We start from the raw sequence: 16157 nt of genomic DNA, 5'->3' as shown, positions 1-16157 counted from the left end.
GCCGCGTATTTACGGTTTGCCCGGAATCCCGTATTTACGCAGACGCATGGCAATCGCGCTGTGCGAGGTGTGCAGACGGGTCGCCAGTTGCCGGGTCGAGGGATGGCTGGGATAGAGCTTTTCCAGCAGGGCTTTTTCGAACTGGTCCACTGCCGCTTCCAGACTGCTGACTTCGCCCTCGGCCTGCTGCGCAGCCACTGCGGTGCCGGCGATATCCAGATCATCGATCTGCACCAGATTGCTTTCGCAGATCGCCGCAGCACGGAAGATCACGTTCTGCAGCTGGCGCACATTGCCCGGCCAGCGATTGCCCAGCAGCGCCGGGTAGGTATCCGGTGTCAGCCGGCAGGGCAGGCGCTGGATCTGCGCGCAGGCCTGCTGCATAAAGTGCCGCGCCAGCAGCAGGATGTCCTGGCCGCGCTCGCGTAGCGGTGGCACTTCCAGGTTGAGCACGTTGAGGCGATAAAACAGGTCTTCGCGGAACGCGCCCTCGTTGACCATCTTTTCCAGGTCACGGTGGGTGGCGCTGAGGATGCGCACATTGACCTTGACCTCACGCTCGCCGCCGACCCGGCGGAAAGTACCATCGCTTAAAAAGCGCAGCAGCTTGGCCTGCAGGTACGGTGACATTTCGCCGATCTCATCGAGAAATACCGTGCCCTGGTTGGCCAGTTCCAGCAGCCCCGGCTTGCCGCCGCGCTGGGCTCCGGTAAAGGCGCCGGGGGCGTAGCCGAACAGTTCGCTTTCGGCGAGGTTCTCCGGCAATGCCGCACAGTTAAGCGCGAGAAATGGCGCGGTGCGTCGCGTGCTGATGGCGTGACAGGCGCGCGCCACCAGCTCTTTGCCGGTGCCGGTTTCACCCTGGATCAGCAGCGGTGCATCGAGGGTGGCGACGCGCTGGGCGCGGGTCTTCAGGCTGCGAATCGGTGCGGAGTCACCGAGCAGCGAGTCGAAGCCCTCGGCATGGTCGTGGTGCAGCGCCGCCAGGCGTTCGCCGATGCGGCTCGGCGCATACAGGCTGAGCAGGCCGCCGGCCAGTTGCCGCGCGCCGCCGTCGACGCCTTCGGTGATTGGCTGCGCATCCAGCAGCAGGGCCTGGCCCTTGAGCGTGACCTCACGCATCGGCAGGCGGAAACCCTGGTCGAGCAGCGCCTGGTGCAGATCGTTGTCGGCGAACAATTCACCAATGCCCAGACCATCAGGCTGTTGGCCACAGAGTTCGATCAGCGCCGGGTTGGCCAGCAACACGCGGCCCTGGCTGTCGACCGCCAACACTGGGTCGGTCATGGCCGCGAGCAGGGCGTCGAGTTGCAGATGCCGGCGCTGGCCCGGGAGGATGTCGACGATGGTCACCGCCTGTACGCCACGCACCTTGAACAGCGCCTCGCGCAGCTCGTCGAGCACATCGGGGCTCAAGGTCGGCGCGTCGATATAGACGTTCGGCGGCACCATCTCTACCGCATCCAGATTGAGATTGCGCCCACCGAGCAGCGCCAGCACTTCCTGGGTGATGCCAACGCGGTCGATAAAGGTGACGTGAATACGCATGAAAACGGGCGGCCGACTGGTTTACAGGTGCGCCAGTATGCCCGGTCTGTGGGGCTTAGTTAACCGAGGGGCGCTCAACCGCACGTCAGGCGAATGATCACTTCGCTTTCATCGATATCGATATTCAAACGCTGCGGGTTGTAATCCATGGTTGCGGCGTCGCCGGGGGCGAGCACGCGGAGGGTTTTGGCGTTGGCCCGCTGCTGCACCTGCTCGATCAGCTCGCTGCTGGCGGTCTGACCGAGTACGCCATGAACCTGCTCGACATTGCAGTCGCCGCTGATTTCGGCGCTTGGTTGGGCGGGCTGCTGTGAGCTGCAACCTGCCAGTAGGGCGAGGAGGCTGAGGCCGGCGAGGGCGTGACGAAGAGCCATGGTGTATTTCCTTGTCTGCATAAAACTCGGGTCAGCCTAGCAGCCGTATCCGTTGTAGCTCAACGTTGGGCTGCTCAATCCGTACAGGTTACTGCATCAGCATTTCCGCAAGCCCGGCCAACTTCCCTACAATTGCGCTTTTCCCCAGAGCAGGAGGTTCTGTGCAAGCGGTGATCTCGATTCAACAGCTGAGCAAGACCTACGCCAGCGGCCATCCGGCGCTGCAGGACATCAACCTGGACATTCGCCCCGGCGAAATCTTTGCGCTGCTCGGCCCCAATGGTGCGGGCAAGACCACCCTGATCAGCATTATCTGCGGTATCGTCAACCCAGGCGGCGGACGGGTCTTGGTGGGCGGTCAGGACATCATCAAGGACTACCGCGCTTCGCGCTCGCAGATCGGTCTGGTGCCGCAAGAGCTGGTCAGCGATGTGTTTGAAACCGTCTGGGCGACGGTGAAGTTCAGCCGTGGCCTGTTCGGCAAAAAGCCCAATCCGGCCTATCTGGAGCAACTGCTCAAGGACCTGTCGCTGTGGGACAAGCGTGACGCGAAGATTTTCGAGTTGTCCGGCGGCATGAAGCGTCGGGTGATGATCGCCAAGGCGCTGAGCCATGAGCCACAGATTCTGTTCCTCGACGAGCCCACTGCCGGCGTCGATGTCGAACTGCGCCGCGATATGTGGAACATGGTGCGCCGTCTGCGTGAGCGCGGTGTGACCATCATCCTCACCACCCACTACATCGAAGAGGCCGAGGAAATGGCCGACCGCATCGGGGTGATCAGCAAGGGGCGGATCATTCTGGTGGAAGACAAGCAGGCACTGATGCACAAGCTCGGCAAGAAGCAGCTGACCCTGCAACTGCAACAGCCCCTGGCGAGCATCCCCGCCGAACTGGCGCGTTACCCGCTGGAACTGAGCGACGAGGGCCGCGTGCTGGTGTTCACCTTCGACACCCAGAGCGAGCACACCGGCATCGCCGAATTGCTCAAGGACCTCGCCCAACACGGCATCGACTTCAAGGATTTGCAGTCCAGCCAGAGTTCGCTGGAAGAAATCTTTGTGTCTTTGGTCAAGGAGTCGCGCGCATGAATTTCTACGCAATCCGTGCCATCTACCTGTTCGAGCTGGCGCGCACCTGGCGCACCCTGCTGCAGAGCATTGCTACCCCGGTGATCAGCACCTCGCTGTATTTCGTGGTGTTCGGTTCGGCCATCGGTTCGAGCATGACCCAGGTGCAGGGCGTCAGTTACGGGGCGTTTATCGTGCCGGGGCTGATCATGCTGGCGCTGCTGACCGAGAGCATTTCCAACGCCTCGTTCGGCATCTACATGCCTAAGTATTCGGGGAGCATTTACGAGTTGCTGTCGGCGCCGGTGTCCTACCTGGAAATCCTGATTGGCTATGTCGGCGCAGCAGCCACCAAGTCGATCATTCTTGGCCTGGTGATCCTGATTACCGCGCGGCTGTTCGTCGATTTCGAGATTCTCCACCCGCTGTGGATGCTGGCGTTTCTGGTGCTGACCGCGCTGACCTTCAGCCTGTTCGGCTTCATCATCGGCGTGTGGGCCGATGGCTGGGAGAAGCTGCAGGTGGTGCCGGCGCTGATCGTCACGCCGCTGACCTTCCTCGGTGGCGCGTTCTACTCGATCAGCATGCTGCCACCGGCCTGGCAGACGGTGACGCTGTTCAACCCGGTGGTGTACCTGATCAGTGCATTCCGCTGGAGTTTCTACGGCGTGTCCGACGTCAACGTCGGCCTCAGCCTGGCGATGATTCTCGGCTTTCTGCTGCTGTGCATTCTGGCCGTGGGCGTGATCTTCAAGACCGGTTATCGGTTGAAAAGCTGAAGCGCGCTTGATGCGCTAGTGTGAAATGGTTCTTGCTGCGCGGCAGGTGCATCACGCAGCCACTGCCGTTATGGAGTGCAATGCAATGGACCATTCTGCCGCCTTGCCAGCTCTGCTGGCGCAGCTCTACCGCGATGAATCGCGCGCGTGCTGCCCACCCTGATCTATCTGCTGGGCGATTTCGACCTGGTCGATGACGCGCCGCTTCTCAATCGCCGCCTGGGCCGCGTCCAGCCTGCCCGTGATTCCTATCAGCGGGCATTGCAACTGGCGCAGCAGGGCGCTGATCGGCAGTTTCTGCAGATGCGCCTGGACGAGTTGCCGACCGGCTAAGCCGATAACCGCCTGGCGGATAAGCGCAGCTTGGCTACCGTTGGTCGGGCCTGAAAATATTTTGGACGGCGCTGTCGATTCAGCGCTGCGCCGATAGATTAGTCAGTAACCGCGCCGCATCCCCGGAGAACGCCATGAAATTCCCGTGCTTGGTCTACAGCAACGAGCATGCGCTTCATCACTCGCCCGACAGCCCGCGTGACGAGGAGTGTTTCGCCTACGCCGAGTCGGTGGCGCAGAGCGGCCGCATGCTCGCCGCCGAAGCGCTGGAATCGGTGCAGACAGCCACCACGGTGCGCATGCGCGGCGGCAAGCGGTCGATCACCGATGGGCCGTTTGCCGAAACCAAAGAGCAGCTGGCCGGTTTCTATCTGGTCGAGGCCCGCGACCTGAACGAAGCCATCCAGCTGGCCGGGCATATTCCGGCGGCGCGCTTCGGTTGTGTGGAAGTCCGCCCGGTGCGCGAGCTGCAGGTTTGACCCCACCACGAGAGCAAGGAGCGTCGAAATGAGCAGCACTCAAGCACAGATTCAACAGCAATTGGACTCCTGGGCCACCGCCTGCCGCAGCAAGGATGTCAGCCAGATCATGCGCCACTACGCCGAGGATGTGGTGGCCTACGACGCCATTGGCCCGCTGCGCTTTGTTGGCCGTGCGGCCTATCAGGCACACTGGCAGGCTTGCATGGAAACGTGCCCCGGCCCGGGCTTGTTCGAGATTCATCAGCCGAGCTTTTTGCTCAGTGGCGAGCTGGCCGTGGTGCACTACCTGTTCCACTGCGGCGGAACCGATGACCAGGGCGTATTGCACAGCAGCTGGATGCGCGTCAGCCAGTGTTTCCGCCTGCTGGGAGGGCAATGGTTGATCGCCCACGAGCATTTCTCCATGCCGGGCGACATGGAAAGCGGAAAAATTTTGTTTGATTTGCAGCCCTAGTCTTGTAACTCACGGGGGGCAAGGGTTTGAGCACTTCTACAGTATGAATATTGCACATTTGTGGCTGCGACCAACGTCTTAGGGGTTGCCTACAGGGGGGCTTAGTGGCGTAGGCTGGAGATGTCGCCTTGCTTGGCGACGCTTTCGCGAACAGTTGAAGAAGGAAAGCTTTATGCAAATCCAAGTTCACAGCGATAACCACATCGAAGGCAGTGCTCGTCTGGTTGAGTGGGTGAGTGCCAGTGTTTCCAGCAAACTGGAGCGCTTCGATGACGAGTTGACCCGCATCGTTGTCCATCTGCATGACGACAACGGCGCCAAAGCCGGCGCGCACGACAAACGCTGCCAGATCGAAGCACGGCCAAAAGGCCTGCAACCTATTTCCGTCACCCACAAGGCCGAGTCACTGGAACAGGCCATCGACGGCTCCATCGAAAAACTGCACCACGCCCTTGAGCATCAATTCGGCAAACTGCGCAGCAAGCGCGTCACGCCACTGCACGCCGATGAGGCGAACGATATTCCTGGTCAGGACGCATTGCTGGAAGAGGACTTCCTCGCCGAGGAACGTCTGCGCGCTGTCTAGGTAAACGTCACGGGCAACCGGCCAGGCTGGCTGCCCATCAACCCATCACACGCGCCCCCGTAGGTTTCTGCGGGGGCGCTGTCGTTTCAGGGCCTCACTAAGTGGTGCGCTGCCTGCCAGCGGCAACAGCCTGCCTGAGGCGGCAAAGCGTTTCCTCTTCGTTCAAGGCTGAGTGGACAGAAAGCCCGGTTTTACTGGCGTGTAGGTGGTTGGCCCATATTCTGCAGAAATGCCTGCTAGCTGACCTATGCAGGGATTCGCCATGACCAGTATTTCCAACAACTCGCCGCTGGCGAGCTATTTTGCCAACACCGCCAAACCCACGTCGGATGGCGCTGCGGCCAGTGCCAACAGCAAGGAAAAACCCGCTGCGGCCACTGACCCGCTTGCGGAAATTCGCCGATTTGCCAGCGGCATGGTGGCCAACAGCCGCGGCGGATTGTTGCGCGCGATGAACGCTGAAAGCAGCGGTGCCAGTAACGCGATTGCCAGTGATCGCTTCCGCCCGGTAACCGAGCAGGCCAGCGATACGTCGAAAATTGCCTTGCCGGATGTCGCTGAACTGGACCGTGACGATGCGGCCAAACTGCTGGCGCAAATCAACAAGCTGGTCGACGCCGGCCTGGACAAGACCGACAGCTTTGTGGGTTATAACGGCGACAAACAGACAGAGTCGTTGACCACCTACCGTGATTGGCTGCAGGCCAGGGGCGGCGTCAGTATTTACGTCTAAGCATTCAGCCGTTGATATTGCCGTCGGGCGTCCAGCGCATTGGGCTGGTTTCAACGCGCGAGGTGCGCCAAGATCACCCGAACACATTGATGGGCATGCCAGTGAGCCTGTTCAGGTCGAGGGGGATTATGGCTAGCAAGGGTTTTATTCGGGCGATCGTCGCCCCGGGGTTGGCGCTGTTGTGCGCTGCGGGTGCACAAGCCGCCGAGGACGCGCAACTGGTTGGGCTGATCAACAGCTACCGCAGCGAAGTGCAGCGGTGTGGCGAGCAGGCTTCTGCCGAGCTGCCGCCGCTGACGGCAGATCCACGCTTGGTGCAACCGGTAGGACGTGCGGGGGATCTGCAGCAAGCGATGAGCGCCGCCGGCTACCCGATGGTCAACGTGCAGGCCATCAGCCTGTCCGGTCCGCGTGACGCGGCGGCGGCGCTGACCGTGTTGCGGGAGAGCTTCTGCACGATTGTGCTGGACCCGCAGTTTGTCGATATCGGCGTCAATCAGCAGGGCCGTGAGTGGCGTATTCTGCTGGCTCGACCGCTGCTCACCGCACGCCTGGGCGACTGGCAGGCGGAAGGGCAGAAGCTGCTTGAGCAGCTCAACAGTGCGCGCAGCACCGCGCGTCAGTGCGGTAATCAACCCTTTGCCGCCGCCGCGCCGCTGACCTGGAATGCCACCCTGGGCAGTACCGCCGAAGCCCACAGCCGCGCCATGGCAAACGGCAACTTCTTTGACCACCAAGACCCTGATGGCCGCACCCCCGGCGATCGTGCGGAGCTGGCGGGTTACAGTGGCCAACGTGTCGGCGAGAACATCGCTGCCGGGCTTGATACCGCCAGCAAAGTGATCGCCGGCTGGCTGGCCAGCCCGGGGCACTGCGCCAACCTGATGAACCCGCAGTTCAGCGAATTGGGCGCGGCTTACGCCAACGACCCGAAAAGCGATGCCGGGATCTACTGGACGGCGCTGTTTGGCGCGCCGTAAGGGCGGTAATGCCGATCAAATCCGTTACTTGATCGGCGGATGAACCCGGCTCCTGGCTGTGGTGCGTGCGGCCAGGCTCATCAGTTGCTGGAACTTAGGGCACTCCAGGTGGTTTTCTGCCGGGCAGGAGGCGGCGTGGCGCAGGCCGTCGCGGATGGCGCTGAGGCGTTTGATGCTGCGGTCCAGCTCGTCGGCCTTGGCTTGCAGTTGCGCGCGGTCAATCGCTGGCTGGGAGCCTGCGGCGAGCATGGTGGCGATTTCATCCAGGGAAAACCCCGCCTCACGGCCGAGGGCGATCAGTGCCAGGCGTTGGATTACTGAGTCGCTGAACACGCGCTTGAGGCCGTTGCGGCCGATGGAGCGGATCAGGCCTTTCTCTTCGTAATAGCGCAGGGTCGATGCTGGTAAACCTGACCAGCGCGAGACTTTACCGATATCCATCTCTTTCATCCTTGACCTCAAGTTGACTTGAACTGGCAGGCTTATGAAAACAGCCTTTCAGACAAAGCAAAAGAGGTGGATATGAACAGTCAATTGATCCTGCACGTGCTCTTGGTCGGCGTGGGCGCAACGCTGCTGATGGATGCCTGGGCGCTGGCGCGGCGGCGCGTGTTCGGCGTTGCCTCGCTGGACTACGCATTGGTCGGCCGCTGGCTGGGGCATATGCGTCATGGCCGTTTCCAGCATGGGGCCATCGGCAAGGCACAGCCCGTGCGTGGCGAGCGGCTGCTGGGCTGGTGCAGCCATTACCTGATCGGCGTGGCCTTTGTCAGCCTGTTTGTGGCGCTAGTCGGGCCGCAGTGGCTGTGCCGACCAACGCTGCTACCGGCATTGCTGCTGGGTGTTGTCAGCGTGGCGGCGCCGTTGCTGCTGATGCAGCCAGGGTTCGGCATGGGCCTGGCGGCCTCGCGGATGGCCAATCCCTGGCAGGTCAGATTGCGTGCGTTGGTTACCCATTTGGTGTTCGGCCTGGGCGTGTACCTGGTCAGTTGGGTTGTGGCGCAGCTGCTGGCTTTGCCGCTCTGCCCCTAAGGCCGGCTGCTTAGCCCAGTACCCGCGCCAAGTGCTCTTCGTAGCGGGCGATATCTGTTTCGATGGCCGGGCGCTTCATCACGTCGACGCAGAGGAAGGTCGGCAGGGCGCTCATGCCGAGGAACTGGTTGGCCTTATGGAATGGGAAGTAGACGGCGTCCACGCCTTTGCCTTCAAAGAAGTCGCTCGGGTCATCGAAGGCCTGCTGCGGGGCGTTCCAGGTCAGTGACAGCATGTACTGCTTGCCCTGGATCAGGCCGCCGCTGCCGTATTTCTGCGAGGCGTCCGAGCGGGTGCGGCCGTCGCTGGCATAGAGGCTGCCGTGGCCTTCGGTAAACACCTCGTCGATGTACTTTTTCACCGTCCAGGGCGCGCCCATCCACCAGCCGGGCATCTGGTAGATGATCACGTCAGCCCAGAGAAATTTCTGCACTTCCTCGGCGATGTCGTAACCGCTGTCGATGTGGGTGTGCTTGAGGTCGAAGCCGGCGCGGTCAAGAAAGGCCAGCGCGGTGTCGTGCAGGGTGGTGTTGTAGCGGCCGTCGGAGTGGGCGAACTGTTTACCGCCGTTGAGCAGCAGAATCTTCTTCATGGCAGGGGCCTCGGTAAATGATGGCCGCATGCTAGGTCGTGCAGGCGAGTCGAAACAGCCGTTGGCGGGCAAATGACATGTGACTAAAACGCATGAATAGGCCAAGTTTGGTTGTTGTAGGGTAACTAAACCCACCCTGCCAGGAGCCCACGATGGCTGATTACTACGGATTTATCCTGCACGCCCATACCCGCCCGGAAAAAGCCGCCGAGTTCGAGGCGCTGTTCCGTGCGTATGTTGCACCCAGCCGCGCGGAGCCTGGCTGCATCGCTTACCACATGCTGCGTGACCAACAGGACCCGACGCTGTTTATCTTCTATGAGGTCTGGCAGTCACGGGCGCACTTGGCCACCCATAGCGCCTTGCCGCATATGCGCGAATTTCATGAGCGGCGCATGGAATACCTGCGCAGGGATTTCGATATTCGTGAGATCGAGATGCTCAGCCCGGCAGGCTGACGGCGCGCGTCTGTATGGCTTTAGTGAAGGGGCGACTCTCCGGTGAGAGAGCCGCCAAGCACTATGTCTACGGTTTCTCCACCACGACATAACGTTTGCCGCCACTGCGTTTGGCCACGTACATGGCTTCATCCGCGAACTGCACCAGCTGCAATTCGTTCTGGCAGTGTTCGGGGTACACCGCGATGCCCAGGCTTGGCGCGCTGAGCAAGCGGTGCCCATCCAGCAGGTAGGGCGCGCTGAGGGCGGTAATAATCTTCTCGGCCACCAGGGTCGCATCCTCCTGGCGGCCGATGTTGTCCAGTATCACCGCAAACTCGTCGCCGCCCAGGCGGCCCACCGTGTCGGACTCGCGCACGCACTGGCGTAAACGCCGCGCCACTTCCTGCAGCAACAGATCGCCGGTGCTGTGGCCGAAGCTGTCGTTGATCTGCTTGAAGTTGTCCATGTCGAGGTAGAGCACCGCCAGCTGCAGCGTGTCGCGTTTGGCGCGCTGCAAGGCGCTGCGCAGGCGGTCGAGAAACAGCGTGCGGTTGGAGAGTTCAGTCAGCTGGTCGTATTGGGCGAGAAACTCCAGGCGCGACTGTGTGCGTTTTCGCTCAATCGCCGTCGCCACCTGACTGGAGACAAACTGCAGCAGCGCCTGGTCCTGTTCGGTGTAGCGCTCCTTGGCGCTGTGGTTCTGCAGCACCAGGGCGCCGATGGTCTGGGTGCCGGAGATCAGCGGCACGCCGAGCCAGTCCAGCGCGCGCGGCGCGGCCTCGGGTTCATGCTGGGCAAGCCATTGGTTGGCGGTTTCCGGCGTCAACAGCAAAGCGTTGCCGGTGCGGATCACCTCGGCACAGAAGCGGCTGGTGGCCGCGGGCGTGGCGCATTGCTCGACCTGATAGGTCAGGTTCAACTGATCACTCACCGCGTCATACAGCGCCACGCAGAAATGCCGGGCGGGCAGCAGCTGCGCCATCACCTCATGCACGCGGCCGTAGAGCATGTGCAGATCACCCGCCGCGTGAGCCGCTTCCGAGACCGCATACAACGCCGCTTGCACCGCCTCGGCCCGCTTGCGTTGGGTGATATCACGCGCCACACCAACGCGCACTTGCTCGGCCTCCAGCCACTGGGCAGACCACATGATGTGCACGATATGGCCGTCTTTGTGGATGTAGCGGTTCTCGTGGTCGTGCGAGGGCTGGCCCGAATTGATCTGCTTGACCAGCGCGCGGGTAGCCGCGCGGTCGTCCGGGTGCATCAGTTCAAAGGCGGTACGGCCGACCATTTCTTCGGGGCGGTAGCCAAAAACCCGTTCGCTGGCAGCGCTGACGGACAGAAAGCGGCCTTCTACATCCACTACGCAGACAACGTCCAGCAGCAGATCCAGTAGTTTGTCGTGAGGCAGGTGCGGGTTTGACGTCATGGCCGTGAATATACTGCCCTGTTTGCGCGGTTCGCTAACGCTATGGTAGCTCTCCGCACGCGGTTGGTCTGTGCCTGCCCAGGCCTGCTGCGCTTAATCAATGTACGGTCAATCGCTCGCGTACCAGCGCTTGCGCGTGCTGGGCCATCTGGTCGAGCAGGCGGTCGCGCTGCTTCTCGGCATCGCTCATGGCGCGCTTGCCGTGTTGTTTCACCAGGTAGGCGTGGATTTGCTGGACTTCGGTGGAGCGGAAGATCGGCGCCAGGTCCTGCACCGCCACCAAACCGTCCGAACGCTGGCTGCGGGTGTTCATCAGCACCTGTGGCCCCTGCGCGGCCAGCACTTGAAACCCCATGGCCTCGAAGGTTGAAACCTTGCTGGCGACGCAGGCCAGTTCAGCGTGCGGGTACTGGGCGACCATCTGCTGCAGCAGGGCGCGGGCAATCCCGCGACGACGCTGGTTAGCCCGCACCGCCATGTAGGCCAGGGTGCAGGCCTCGGGATCATCCTGGGCGGGCAGATAGAGCGCAAAACCGAGCACCTGGGACGGGTCCACGTCATCAAGCGCCAGCAGCAACTGCGCGCGGCTGTTGAGGGTGCTGTCCATGGCCTGCAGGTACAGGTGCATTTCGTAGCCGATCACATACTGGTACAGCTGATACAGCGGGTTGCTGGGCGTCAGCGACACCGGGCTGATATCGCTGAAGTAGTCCACCACCATCTGCAGCACCTGGCTTTTCAGCGACTCGGGCGGAGGGGTGTTCAGGTGTACAAGGGTGAACATCGTCAGTCTGGCTCCGGGCGGGCGCAAGTGGGCGGTCGGCAAGGGCGGCATTGTACCGTCCTCGGCGGGACGTGTTTGCATGCGCGTGCGAGCGGAGGGCGGCCTTTGGGCAGGATCTGTAAGGCGATGACCACGCTTGGGCTATGATGCGCGCCCGCCACAGCGGCTCGCCCATCATCAGGTCACTATGTCCATCAATGCTCTCTACACCGACCTGTCCGATTATTACGATCTGATGTGCGCCGATATCGACTACCAGGCGCAAAGCCACTGCATTCATCGGCTGCAGCAGCTGTTCGGCAATGCCGGCAGCCGCCACCTCGACCTGGCCTGCGGAACGGGGCCGCATGTGCAGCATTTTATTGAAGCCGGCTACATCAGCAGCGGCCTGGATATTAATCAGCCGATGCTCGACAAGGCCGCCATCCGCTGCCCGCAGGCGCACTTTGCGGTGCAGGACATGTGCGCGTTCACCGTGAGCGAGCCGCAAGACCTGATCACCTGCTTTCTCTATTCCATCCATTACAGCGGCGGCATTGAGCGGCTAAAAGCCTGCATCGCCAGCGCCTATGCGGCGCTTGAGGTTGAAGGGCTGTTCTGCTTCAACGTGGTCGACAAGGGCAAAATCGACAACAGCCTGTTTACCGCACACAGCGCTGAGTACGCAGATGGCCAGTTCACCTTCAGTTCCGGCTGGCATTACGCCGGCGAAGGTGAGCAGCAGGTGTTACGGCTGCGCATCGAAAAGGCCACGGCCGGTGAAACCCTGGTGTGGCGCGACGAACACCCGATGGTGGCGGTGGGCTTTGTGGAGTTGCAGGCGTTGTTGCAGCCGTACTTTGACGTGCATGTGTTTGAGCATGACTACCAGAAACTTATCCCGTGGGATGGCGTTTCCGGAAATGCGTTGTTTGCCTGCGTAAAGCGTTAGTCCCCTAGGGTGGATGACGCTGTGTTCATCCACCGTTGCTGCGGTTGTCCGGGCTACTGGCTGTTCTTCATTCAAGGGCGCTGATTGATGGCTTAAATCAGGGTAATGGTGATGTTGGGTGCTTCATTTTCAAGCTGTGGAAGAAAGTGTTAGCGCGTTTTGTCGGTGTTTCTTCGTGGCGGGATCGACAAGGATGAGCCCAGTCCACAGCGAGTGATAACGATGAAACCTCCGATCAAACACTTAGGTTATTGGCTGTGTGCGCTGATGTTCACTGCCGTCGCCGGATGTGCAAGCCAACCCCTTGAAAGAGCCAACACCATGAATAAACCACTGGTATCCCTTGCTGTACTCAAAGCCAAACCCGGTAAACAAGAGGCGCTTAAAGCCGGCTTGCTGACCCTGATCGAACCGACGCGGGCCGAGCCGGGCAACCTGGATTACGTGTTGTTTGAGCGACGGGATGAGCCGGGCACGTTCTATATGCGTGAGGCGTTCAAGGACCAGGCGGCGCTGGATGCGCATTTTGCGACGCCGTATTTTCAGCGGTTTTCCGCTACGGCTGATGATTTGCTCAGTGAGCCATTGCAGCTGATTTTCTTGGAGCAGGTTTCGAACTGAGTGTTAGCCATGGGCCGTTGTCGTTTTTAAACGGCCCAAGTTGTGTTCAGACGCCGCTTATATGTTGTCTGGTCCAACGGTTCCGCCCTTACGGCGGGTCACTTCTGGCAGACGCCCGGATGGCCGGCCCCGCCAAAAGTAACCAAGAGGTCTTGCCCCTTGCATCCGGCCCGACTTCGTCGGGTTCCCTCGCTCCATCATTGCTCCAGGGGCCCGCCGCGAAGGGCCATCCCTGGCCCATCGCGACTCTCGCGGCATCCATGCCGCTCAACCCCTTACGCAACGATTCCACTCGGCCTCCTGATGGGGCGTTTGGCGTCGTCTGTGATAACGCAGGACAAACCGTAGGAGCGGGCTTGCCCGCGATGCTTTTACGTTCTGCTTTGCCGCCCACCAATATCCCAAACAACGCGATCCCCGAATCCCGTCAGGAGGCCGAGCGTAGGTGCTGTGGAGAGGGGCGTTTGGCATGGATGCCAAACGAGGAACGATGGGCCATGGATGGCCCACCGTGACGACCCTCGGAGCAGTGCCGGAGCGAGGGAAGTTGAGCGCAGCGAAACCCGGATGCCGGGCGCGCTTTCTCTTTGGTTACTTTCTCTTTGCGCGCGCAAAGAGAAAGTAACTCGGCGTAAAGCCGAAACCAGTAAAAGTGGATGACGGAGAAAATAAATCTGCCCCCTTTTTCAAGTGGACTTGCCGTTTATTGAGCAGTCTCTGCCGTACATAGAGTCACTTCATAAAGAGACATAATTTCTCCCATTGCCTTGGCAATAAGTCTTAGAAATTTTACGTAATCCTTTATGGTGTGAGTAGATGGCCATTCAAACTCTCCTGAGGGATGAGCGATTCGATTTCGAATGTCCATTAAGTCATTTAGTTTCTTTCGGGCCTTTGCTTCTACTTTGCTAGTGTCCGACTCTTCAAAATAAGATTTTATTGCTGCTTGCTCAGATATTCCAGTCCAGATTTTTTCCGCACCAATACGAGAGAATAGATCTGATAGCGCGTCTGCGCGCATGTTGGTTTCAGTGATAGAAAGGCACTCATGGTTAACTTTCGAAATTCTTGCATTTGGCTCTAGGTTGGAGGCAAGAGTTGATACAAACGACCGCACACCATTTTCGGCATGGCCATATCTTCTTGGTTCAGAGATTACTTTTGCAGTAAATATTGGAAGATTTGTGCGCATTTTCTTGGGGAGTCGGGAAAATTCTCCAGCTTTAGAGACAAGTCTTTGGCACAGGTCTTCAAATAGTGTTCTTGTCATTGCCTCAAATCGTCCGCAGGTATATAGAACTAATGTTCCAGCTACAAGTGTGAGGTTGCCATGGACGCGTTTCGTACCTTCATGAATAATTAGTGCTTCAGCTATGAACTCTTGCTCGCAGCAAGAGTTGCCTAATGGAGTGTTGGCGCTATTGAATTTTTTTAGAGACTCAATGAAATCCAACTGGCTACAAATTTTGTCCAGATCATTTTCATATTCAACAATAATCGGGTCCATTTGGCTAACCTTTGATTATTTTTTTGGCTAGTATCACCCGATCTTTTATAGATTCTATAGTGTTGCCGCGGCCTACTAATATTTCATAGTTTTCTTGGTCCGCAAGCGCTTGCTCGATTCGTGCATTTATAGAAACTGAGTTGATAGCTAGGTCTATGTTTGGAAGCTCAAACGCAGCCACCAAAATAGCGTCGTAGAGTGGCCGGCTAGCTTGGTTGTTGTTTGGTAGCAAATGGAAGTTGTAGCCAAGGGCATCAGTAACACGTTCGAGCGTAGACTCGAAGTCGGAGCGGAGAATGTCTACTTCGGTCGTCGAAATCTTGCTATAACGTTCCATTGTTTTATCAAAGACTTGCCGTAGAGAACCCCTCACTTTGTTATTTATAACGTCACGCACTGAGAAAAATCGCAAAACTAATTCGCAGTCCATCATTGATCTGTAAAGTACATTTTTTTGTAGTGCAACTGGCGTTTCATTTTCCTCGGAGTCGCTTTTTTGAGGGATTCTCCAAAGTTTAGTGAATTTATCTCCACGGGATAGTTTGTGCAGCGTTTCGTTAAAGTAGCCGGGGTAAAGGGCGTTTCGCATTTCTTGTGCGTTTAACTTGATTCCACCCGTGTTTAGCCGGCGGAATAGTATTAAGCGGATATCAAATGATTCTGTATCTCGCTCGGTTTCAGCTAGCAGTACAACCGCGTTGATTGTTCTTCGCAGCAGTCCTCGCTGAATTATTCCGGGGAGGTCGGAGAATCTCTTTCCTTGGAGTTCCACCCAAAATTCAAGACCAGTTAGTGCGTATTTGTTGTCTAGGAACTCGGAAATCGCTTCTAGGCGTTGGCGGCCATCCATGATTTCGTATTGGTTATAGTCTTTTTCGAACAGGAAAAGAGGGGGGATGGGGATATTCATTAAAAAAGACTCTATAAGTAGAGACTTCTTTTTACGGTCCCATCTTGCTCGTCGCTGGTAGCCCGGTGCTATATCGATGTAGTTACTATCTTTAATAGATGATGCGAGTGTGTGTAGCGTGAAATCTAAAGAAGTGCGGACAATCCTTATCTGGGTTTCAGCATATCGTTGAGAAAGCTCTTCATCGGTAAGCTTTTTAACTTCAGGTTGTTCTTCTTCGCTCTCAAACCAAGATTCAATATCTTCTTCCGAGAGGTTGTTTATATTGCTTGTATTTTGCATCATGTAAGTCCGTTTTTTGATTTTCGGCTTTAAGGTGAGAGCTAATTTTTGTTTTATTAAGAAGAGCTTTCGTTGATTTTTAGGCGGATATTCAAATTTTTTACATAAAAAAGCCCCGCACTAGGCGGGGCTTTTCTAAGCTCAACCCCAACATCCATGGCAGGTGTAGGGTCAATCTACGCTGATGTCAGCTCGCTCATAGTTATTATTCTGTGAAATGGAAGTCCCGGAAATAAAGGCTTGCAGCTGCGCTTGTCACTTTGTGCGAAATTCTTTTTTCGTTATAT

20 protein-coding genes are annotated in these 16157 nt (G+C 58.5%); 12 read left to right on the top strand and 8 right to left on the bottom strand.

What is annotated here, in order from left to right; translation table 11 throughout:
- Window positions 1–9: 9 nt before the first annotated feature.
- Together CUR33_RS11200 and CUR33_RS11195 are read right to left on the bottom strand one after the other, a co-directional pair.
- Entirely contained in the window at window positions 10–1548 is a 1539-nt protein-coding gene (locus CUR33_RS11200; protein WP_289239674.1) for a sigma-54-dependent transcriptional regulator, read from the bottom strand.
- Window positions 1549–1622: 74 nt separating this feature from the next.
- The gene (locus CUR33_RS11195) at window positions 1623–1922 is read right to left on the bottom strand and encodes an I78 family peptidase inhibitor (RefSeq protein WP_289239673.1); all 300 of its coding nucleotides are present in this window, start codon (window positions 1920–1922) and stop codon (window positions 1623–1625) included.
- 161 nt (window positions 1923–2083) lie between these two features.
- On the opposite strand from CUR33_RS11195, the gene CUR33_RS11190 reads away from it, so the two are divergent.
- The 8 genes from CUR33_RS11190 to CUR33_RS11155 all read left to right on the top strand — a co-directional run bounded on the left by CUR33_RS11190 (window position 2084) and on the right by CUR33_RS11155 (window position 7339).
- Window positions 2084–3013, top strand: coding sequence for an ABC transporter ATP-binding protein (locus CUR33_RS11190; protein WP_289239672.1), 930 nt, complete (start codon window positions 2084–2086; stop codon window positions 3011–3013).
- Complete coding sequence (locus tag CUR33_RS11185; RefSeq protein ID WP_090251723.1) at window positions 3010–3771, top strand: ABC transporter permease; 762 nt, start codon at window positions 3010–3012, stop codon at window positions 3769–3771. The genes CUR33_RS11190 and CUR33_RS11185 overlap by 4 nt, the downstream gene beginning before the upstream one ends.
- A gap of 147 nt (window positions 3772–3918) precedes the next feature.
- The gene (locus tag CUR33_RS11180; RefSeq protein WP_170048131.1) at window positions 3919–4104 is read left to right on the top strand and encodes a hypothetical protein; all 186 of its coding nucleotides are present in this window, start codon (window positions 3919–3921) and stop codon (window positions 4102–4104) included.
- Window positions 4105–4238: 134 nt separating this feature from the next.
- Entirely contained in the window at window positions 4239–4583 is a 345-nt protein-coding gene (locus tag CUR33_RS11175; protein ID WP_289239671.1) for a YciI family protein, read from the top strand.
- Window positions 4584–4611: 28 nt separating this feature from the next.
- Complete coding sequence (locus tag CUR33_RS11170; protein WP_289239670.1) at window positions 4612–5040, top strand: YybH family protein; 429 nt, start codon at window positions 4612–4614, stop codon at window positions 5038–5040.
- 172 nt (window positions 5041–5212) lie between these two features.
- Entirely contained in the window at window positions 5213–5626 is a 414-nt protein-coding gene (locus tag CUR33_RS11165) for an HPF/RaiA family ribosome-associated protein (protein WP_090251725.1), read from the top strand.
- A gap of 262 nt (window positions 5627–5888) precedes the next feature.
- Window positions 5889–6359: a hypothetical protein gene (locus CUR33_RS11160; RefSeq protein ID WP_289239669.1), complete on the top strand. Its 471-nt coding sequence runs from the start codon at window positions 5889–5891 to the stop codon at window positions 6357–6359.
- Window positions 6360–6487: 128 nt separating this feature from the next.
- Window positions 6488–7339, top strand: coding sequence for a CAP domain-containing protein (locus CUR33_RS11155; RefSeq protein ID WP_289239668.1), 852 nt, complete (start codon window positions 6488–6490; stop codon window positions 7337–7339).
- A 24-nt stretch (window positions 7340–7363) separates the two neighbouring features.
- On the opposite strand, the gene CUR33_RS11150 is transcribed toward CUR33_RS11155, so the two are convergent.
- Window positions 7364–7789 (bottom strand): helix-turn-helix domain-containing protein, encoded by a 426-nt coding sequence (locus CUR33_RS11150; protein WP_289239667.1) that lies wholly within the window; start codon window positions 7787–7789, stop codon window positions 7364–7366.
- Window positions 7790–7861: 72 nt separating this feature from the next.
- Between CUR33_RS11150 and CUR33_RS11145 the strand changes: the two genes are divergently transcribed.
- On the top strand, window positions 7862–8371 hold the full coding sequence (locus CUR33_RS11145; protein ID WP_289239666.1) for a DUF2938 domain-containing protein: 510 nt from the start codon (window positions 7862–7864) through the stop codon (window positions 8369–8371).
- A gap of 10 nt (window positions 8372–8381) precedes the next feature.
- Here the strand turns inward: CUR33_RS11145 and CUR33_RS11140 are convergent, their stop codons facing one another.
- Window positions 8382–8963 (bottom strand): NAD(P)H-dependent oxidoreductase, encoded by a 582-nt coding sequence (locus CUR33_RS11140; RefSeq protein ID WP_289239665.1) that lies wholly within the window; start codon window positions 8961–8963, stop codon window positions 8382–8384.
- Between the two features lie 152 nt (window positions 8964–9115).
- On the opposite strand from CUR33_RS11140, the gene CUR33_RS11135 reads away from it, so the two are divergent.
- Complete coding sequence (locus CUR33_RS11135) at window positions 9116–9421, top strand: putative quinol monooxygenase (RefSeq protein WP_289239664.1); 306 nt, start codon at window positions 9116–9118, stop codon at window positions 9419–9421.
- Between the two features lie 67 nt (window positions 9422–9488).
- Here CUR33_RS11135 and CUR33_RS11130 read toward each other — a convergent pair whose 3' ends face one another.
- Both CUR33_RS11130 and CUR33_RS11125 read right to left on the bottom strand, forming a co-directional pair.
- Complete coding sequence (locus tag CUR33_RS11130; protein WP_289239663.1) at window positions 9489–10835, bottom strand: sensor domain-containing protein; 1347 nt, start codon at window positions 10833–10835, stop codon at window positions 9489–9491.
- Between the two features lie 97 nt (window positions 10836–10932).
- Window positions 10933–11619: a GNAT family N-acetyltransferase gene (locus CUR33_RS11125; RefSeq protein WP_289239662.1), complete on the bottom strand. Its 687-nt coding sequence runs from the start codon at window positions 11617–11619 to the stop codon at window positions 10933–10935.
- Window positions 11620–11806: 187 nt separating this feature from the next.
- Between CUR33_RS11125 and CUR33_RS11120 the strand changes: the two genes are divergently transcribed.
- Both CUR33_RS11120 and CUR33_RS11115 read left to right on the top strand, forming a co-directional pair.
- Window positions 11807–12550 (top strand): class I SAM-dependent DNA methyltransferase, encoded by a 744-nt coding sequence (locus CUR33_RS11120; RefSeq protein ID WP_289239661.1) that lies wholly within the window; start codon window positions 11807–11809, stop codon window positions 12548–12550.
- A gap of 321 nt (window positions 12551–12871) precedes the next feature.
- A complete protein-coding gene (locus CUR33_RS11115; protein WP_289239660.1) occupies window positions 12872–13171 on the top strand; it encodes a putative quinol monooxygenase in 300 nt (99 codons plus the stop codon).
- 703 nt (window positions 13172–13874) lie between these two features.
- Here the strand turns inward: CUR33_RS11115 and CUR33_RS11110 are convergent.
- Together CUR33_RS11110 and CUR33_RS11105 are read right to left on the bottom strand one after the other, a co-directional pair.
- Window positions 13875–14678, bottom strand: a complete 804-nt coding sequence (locus CUR33_RS11110) for a HEPN domain-containing protein (protein WP_289239659.1) — start codon at window positions 14676–14678, stop codon at window positions 13875–13877.
- 4 nt (window positions 14679–14682) lie between these two features.
- Window positions 14683–15870 (bottom strand): DUF262 domain-containing protein, encoded by a 1188-nt coding sequence (locus tag CUR33_RS11105; RefSeq protein ID WP_289239658.1) that lies wholly within the window; start codon window positions 15868–15870, stop codon window positions 14683–14685.
- Between the last annotated feature and the right edge of the window lie 287 nt (window positions 15871–16157).

It is taken from the genome of Pseudomonas sp. FEMGT703P, assembly GCF_002786345.1.
In the GTDB taxonomy this organism is placed as follows: domain Bacteria; phylum Pseudomonadota; class Gammaproteobacteria; order Pseudomonadales; family Pseudomonadaceae; genus Aquipseudomonas; species Aquipseudomonas peli.
This window is presented reverse-complemented; position numbering and strand designations above follow the sequence as displayed.

Coding starts and splice junctions, on each gene's coding strand:
- CUR33_RS11200 (WP_289239674.1), bottom strand. CDS start 1,548: ATGCGTATTCACGTCACCTTTATCGACCGCGTTGGCATCACCCAGGAA.
- CUR33_RS11195 (WP_289239673.1), bottom strand. CDS start 1,922: ATGGCTCTTCGTCACGCCCTCGCCGGCCTCAGCCTCCTCGCCCTACTG.
- CUR33_RS11185 (WP_090251723.1), top strand. CDS start 3,010: ATGAATTTCTACGCAATCCGTGCCATCTACCTGTTCGAGCTGGCGCGC.
- CUR33_RS11175 (WP_289239671.1), top strand. CDS start 4,239: ATGAAATTCCCGTGCTTGGTCTACAGCAACGAGCATGCGCTTCATCAC.
- CUR33_RS11170 (WP_289239670.1), top strand. CDS start 4,612: ATGAGCAGCACTCAAGCACAGATTCAACAGCAATTGGACTCCTGGGCC.
- CUR33_RS11165 (WP_090251725.1), top strand. CDS start 5,213: ATGCAAATCCAAGTTCACAGCGATAACCACATCGAAGGCAGTGCTCGT.
- CUR33_RS11160 (WP_289239669.1), top strand. CDS start 5,889: ATGACCAGTATTTCCAACAACTCGCCGCTGGCGAGCTATTTTGCCAAC.
- CUR33_RS11155 (WP_289239668.1), top strand. CDS start 6,488: ATGGCTAGCAAGGGTTTTATTCGGGCGATCGTCGCCCCGGGGTTGGCG.
- CUR33_RS11150 (WP_289239667.1), bottom strand. CDS start 7,789: ATGAAAGAGATGGATATCGGTAAAGTCTCGCGCTGGTCAGGTTTACCA.
- CUR33_RS11145 (WP_289239666.1), top strand. CDS start 7,862: ATGAACAGTCAATTGATCCTGCACGTGCTCTTGGTCGGCGTGGGCGCA.
- CUR33_RS11140 (WP_289239665.1), bottom strand. CDS start 8,963: ATGAAGAAGATTCTGCTGCTCAACGGCGGTAAACAGTTCGCCCACTCC.
- CUR33_RS11135 (WP_289239664.1), top strand. CDS start 9,116: ATGGCTGATTACTACGGATTTATCCTGCACGCCCATACCCGCCCGGAA.
- CUR33_RS11130 (WP_289239663.1), bottom strand. CDS start 10,835: ATGACGTCAAACCCGCACCTGCCTCACGACAAACTACTGGATCTGCTG.
- CUR33_RS11125 (WP_289239662.1), bottom strand. CDS start 11,619: ATGTTCACCCTTGTACACCTGAACACCCCTCCGCCCGAGTCGCTGAAA.
- CUR33_RS11120 (WP_289239661.1), top strand. CDS start 11,807: ATGTCCATCAATGCTCTCTACACCGACCTGTCCGATTATTACGATCTG.
- CUR33_RS11115 (WP_289239660.1), top strand. CDS start 12,872: ATGAATAAACCACTGGTATCCCTTGCTGTACTCAAAGCCAAACCCGGT.
- CUR33_RS11110 (WP_289239659.1), bottom strand. CDS start 14,678: ATGGACCCGATTATTGTTGAATATGAAAATGATCTGGACAAAATTTGT.
- CUR33_RS11105 (WP_289239658.1), bottom strand. CDS start 15,870: ATGCAAAATACAAGCAATATAAACAACCTCTCGGAAGAAGATATTGAA.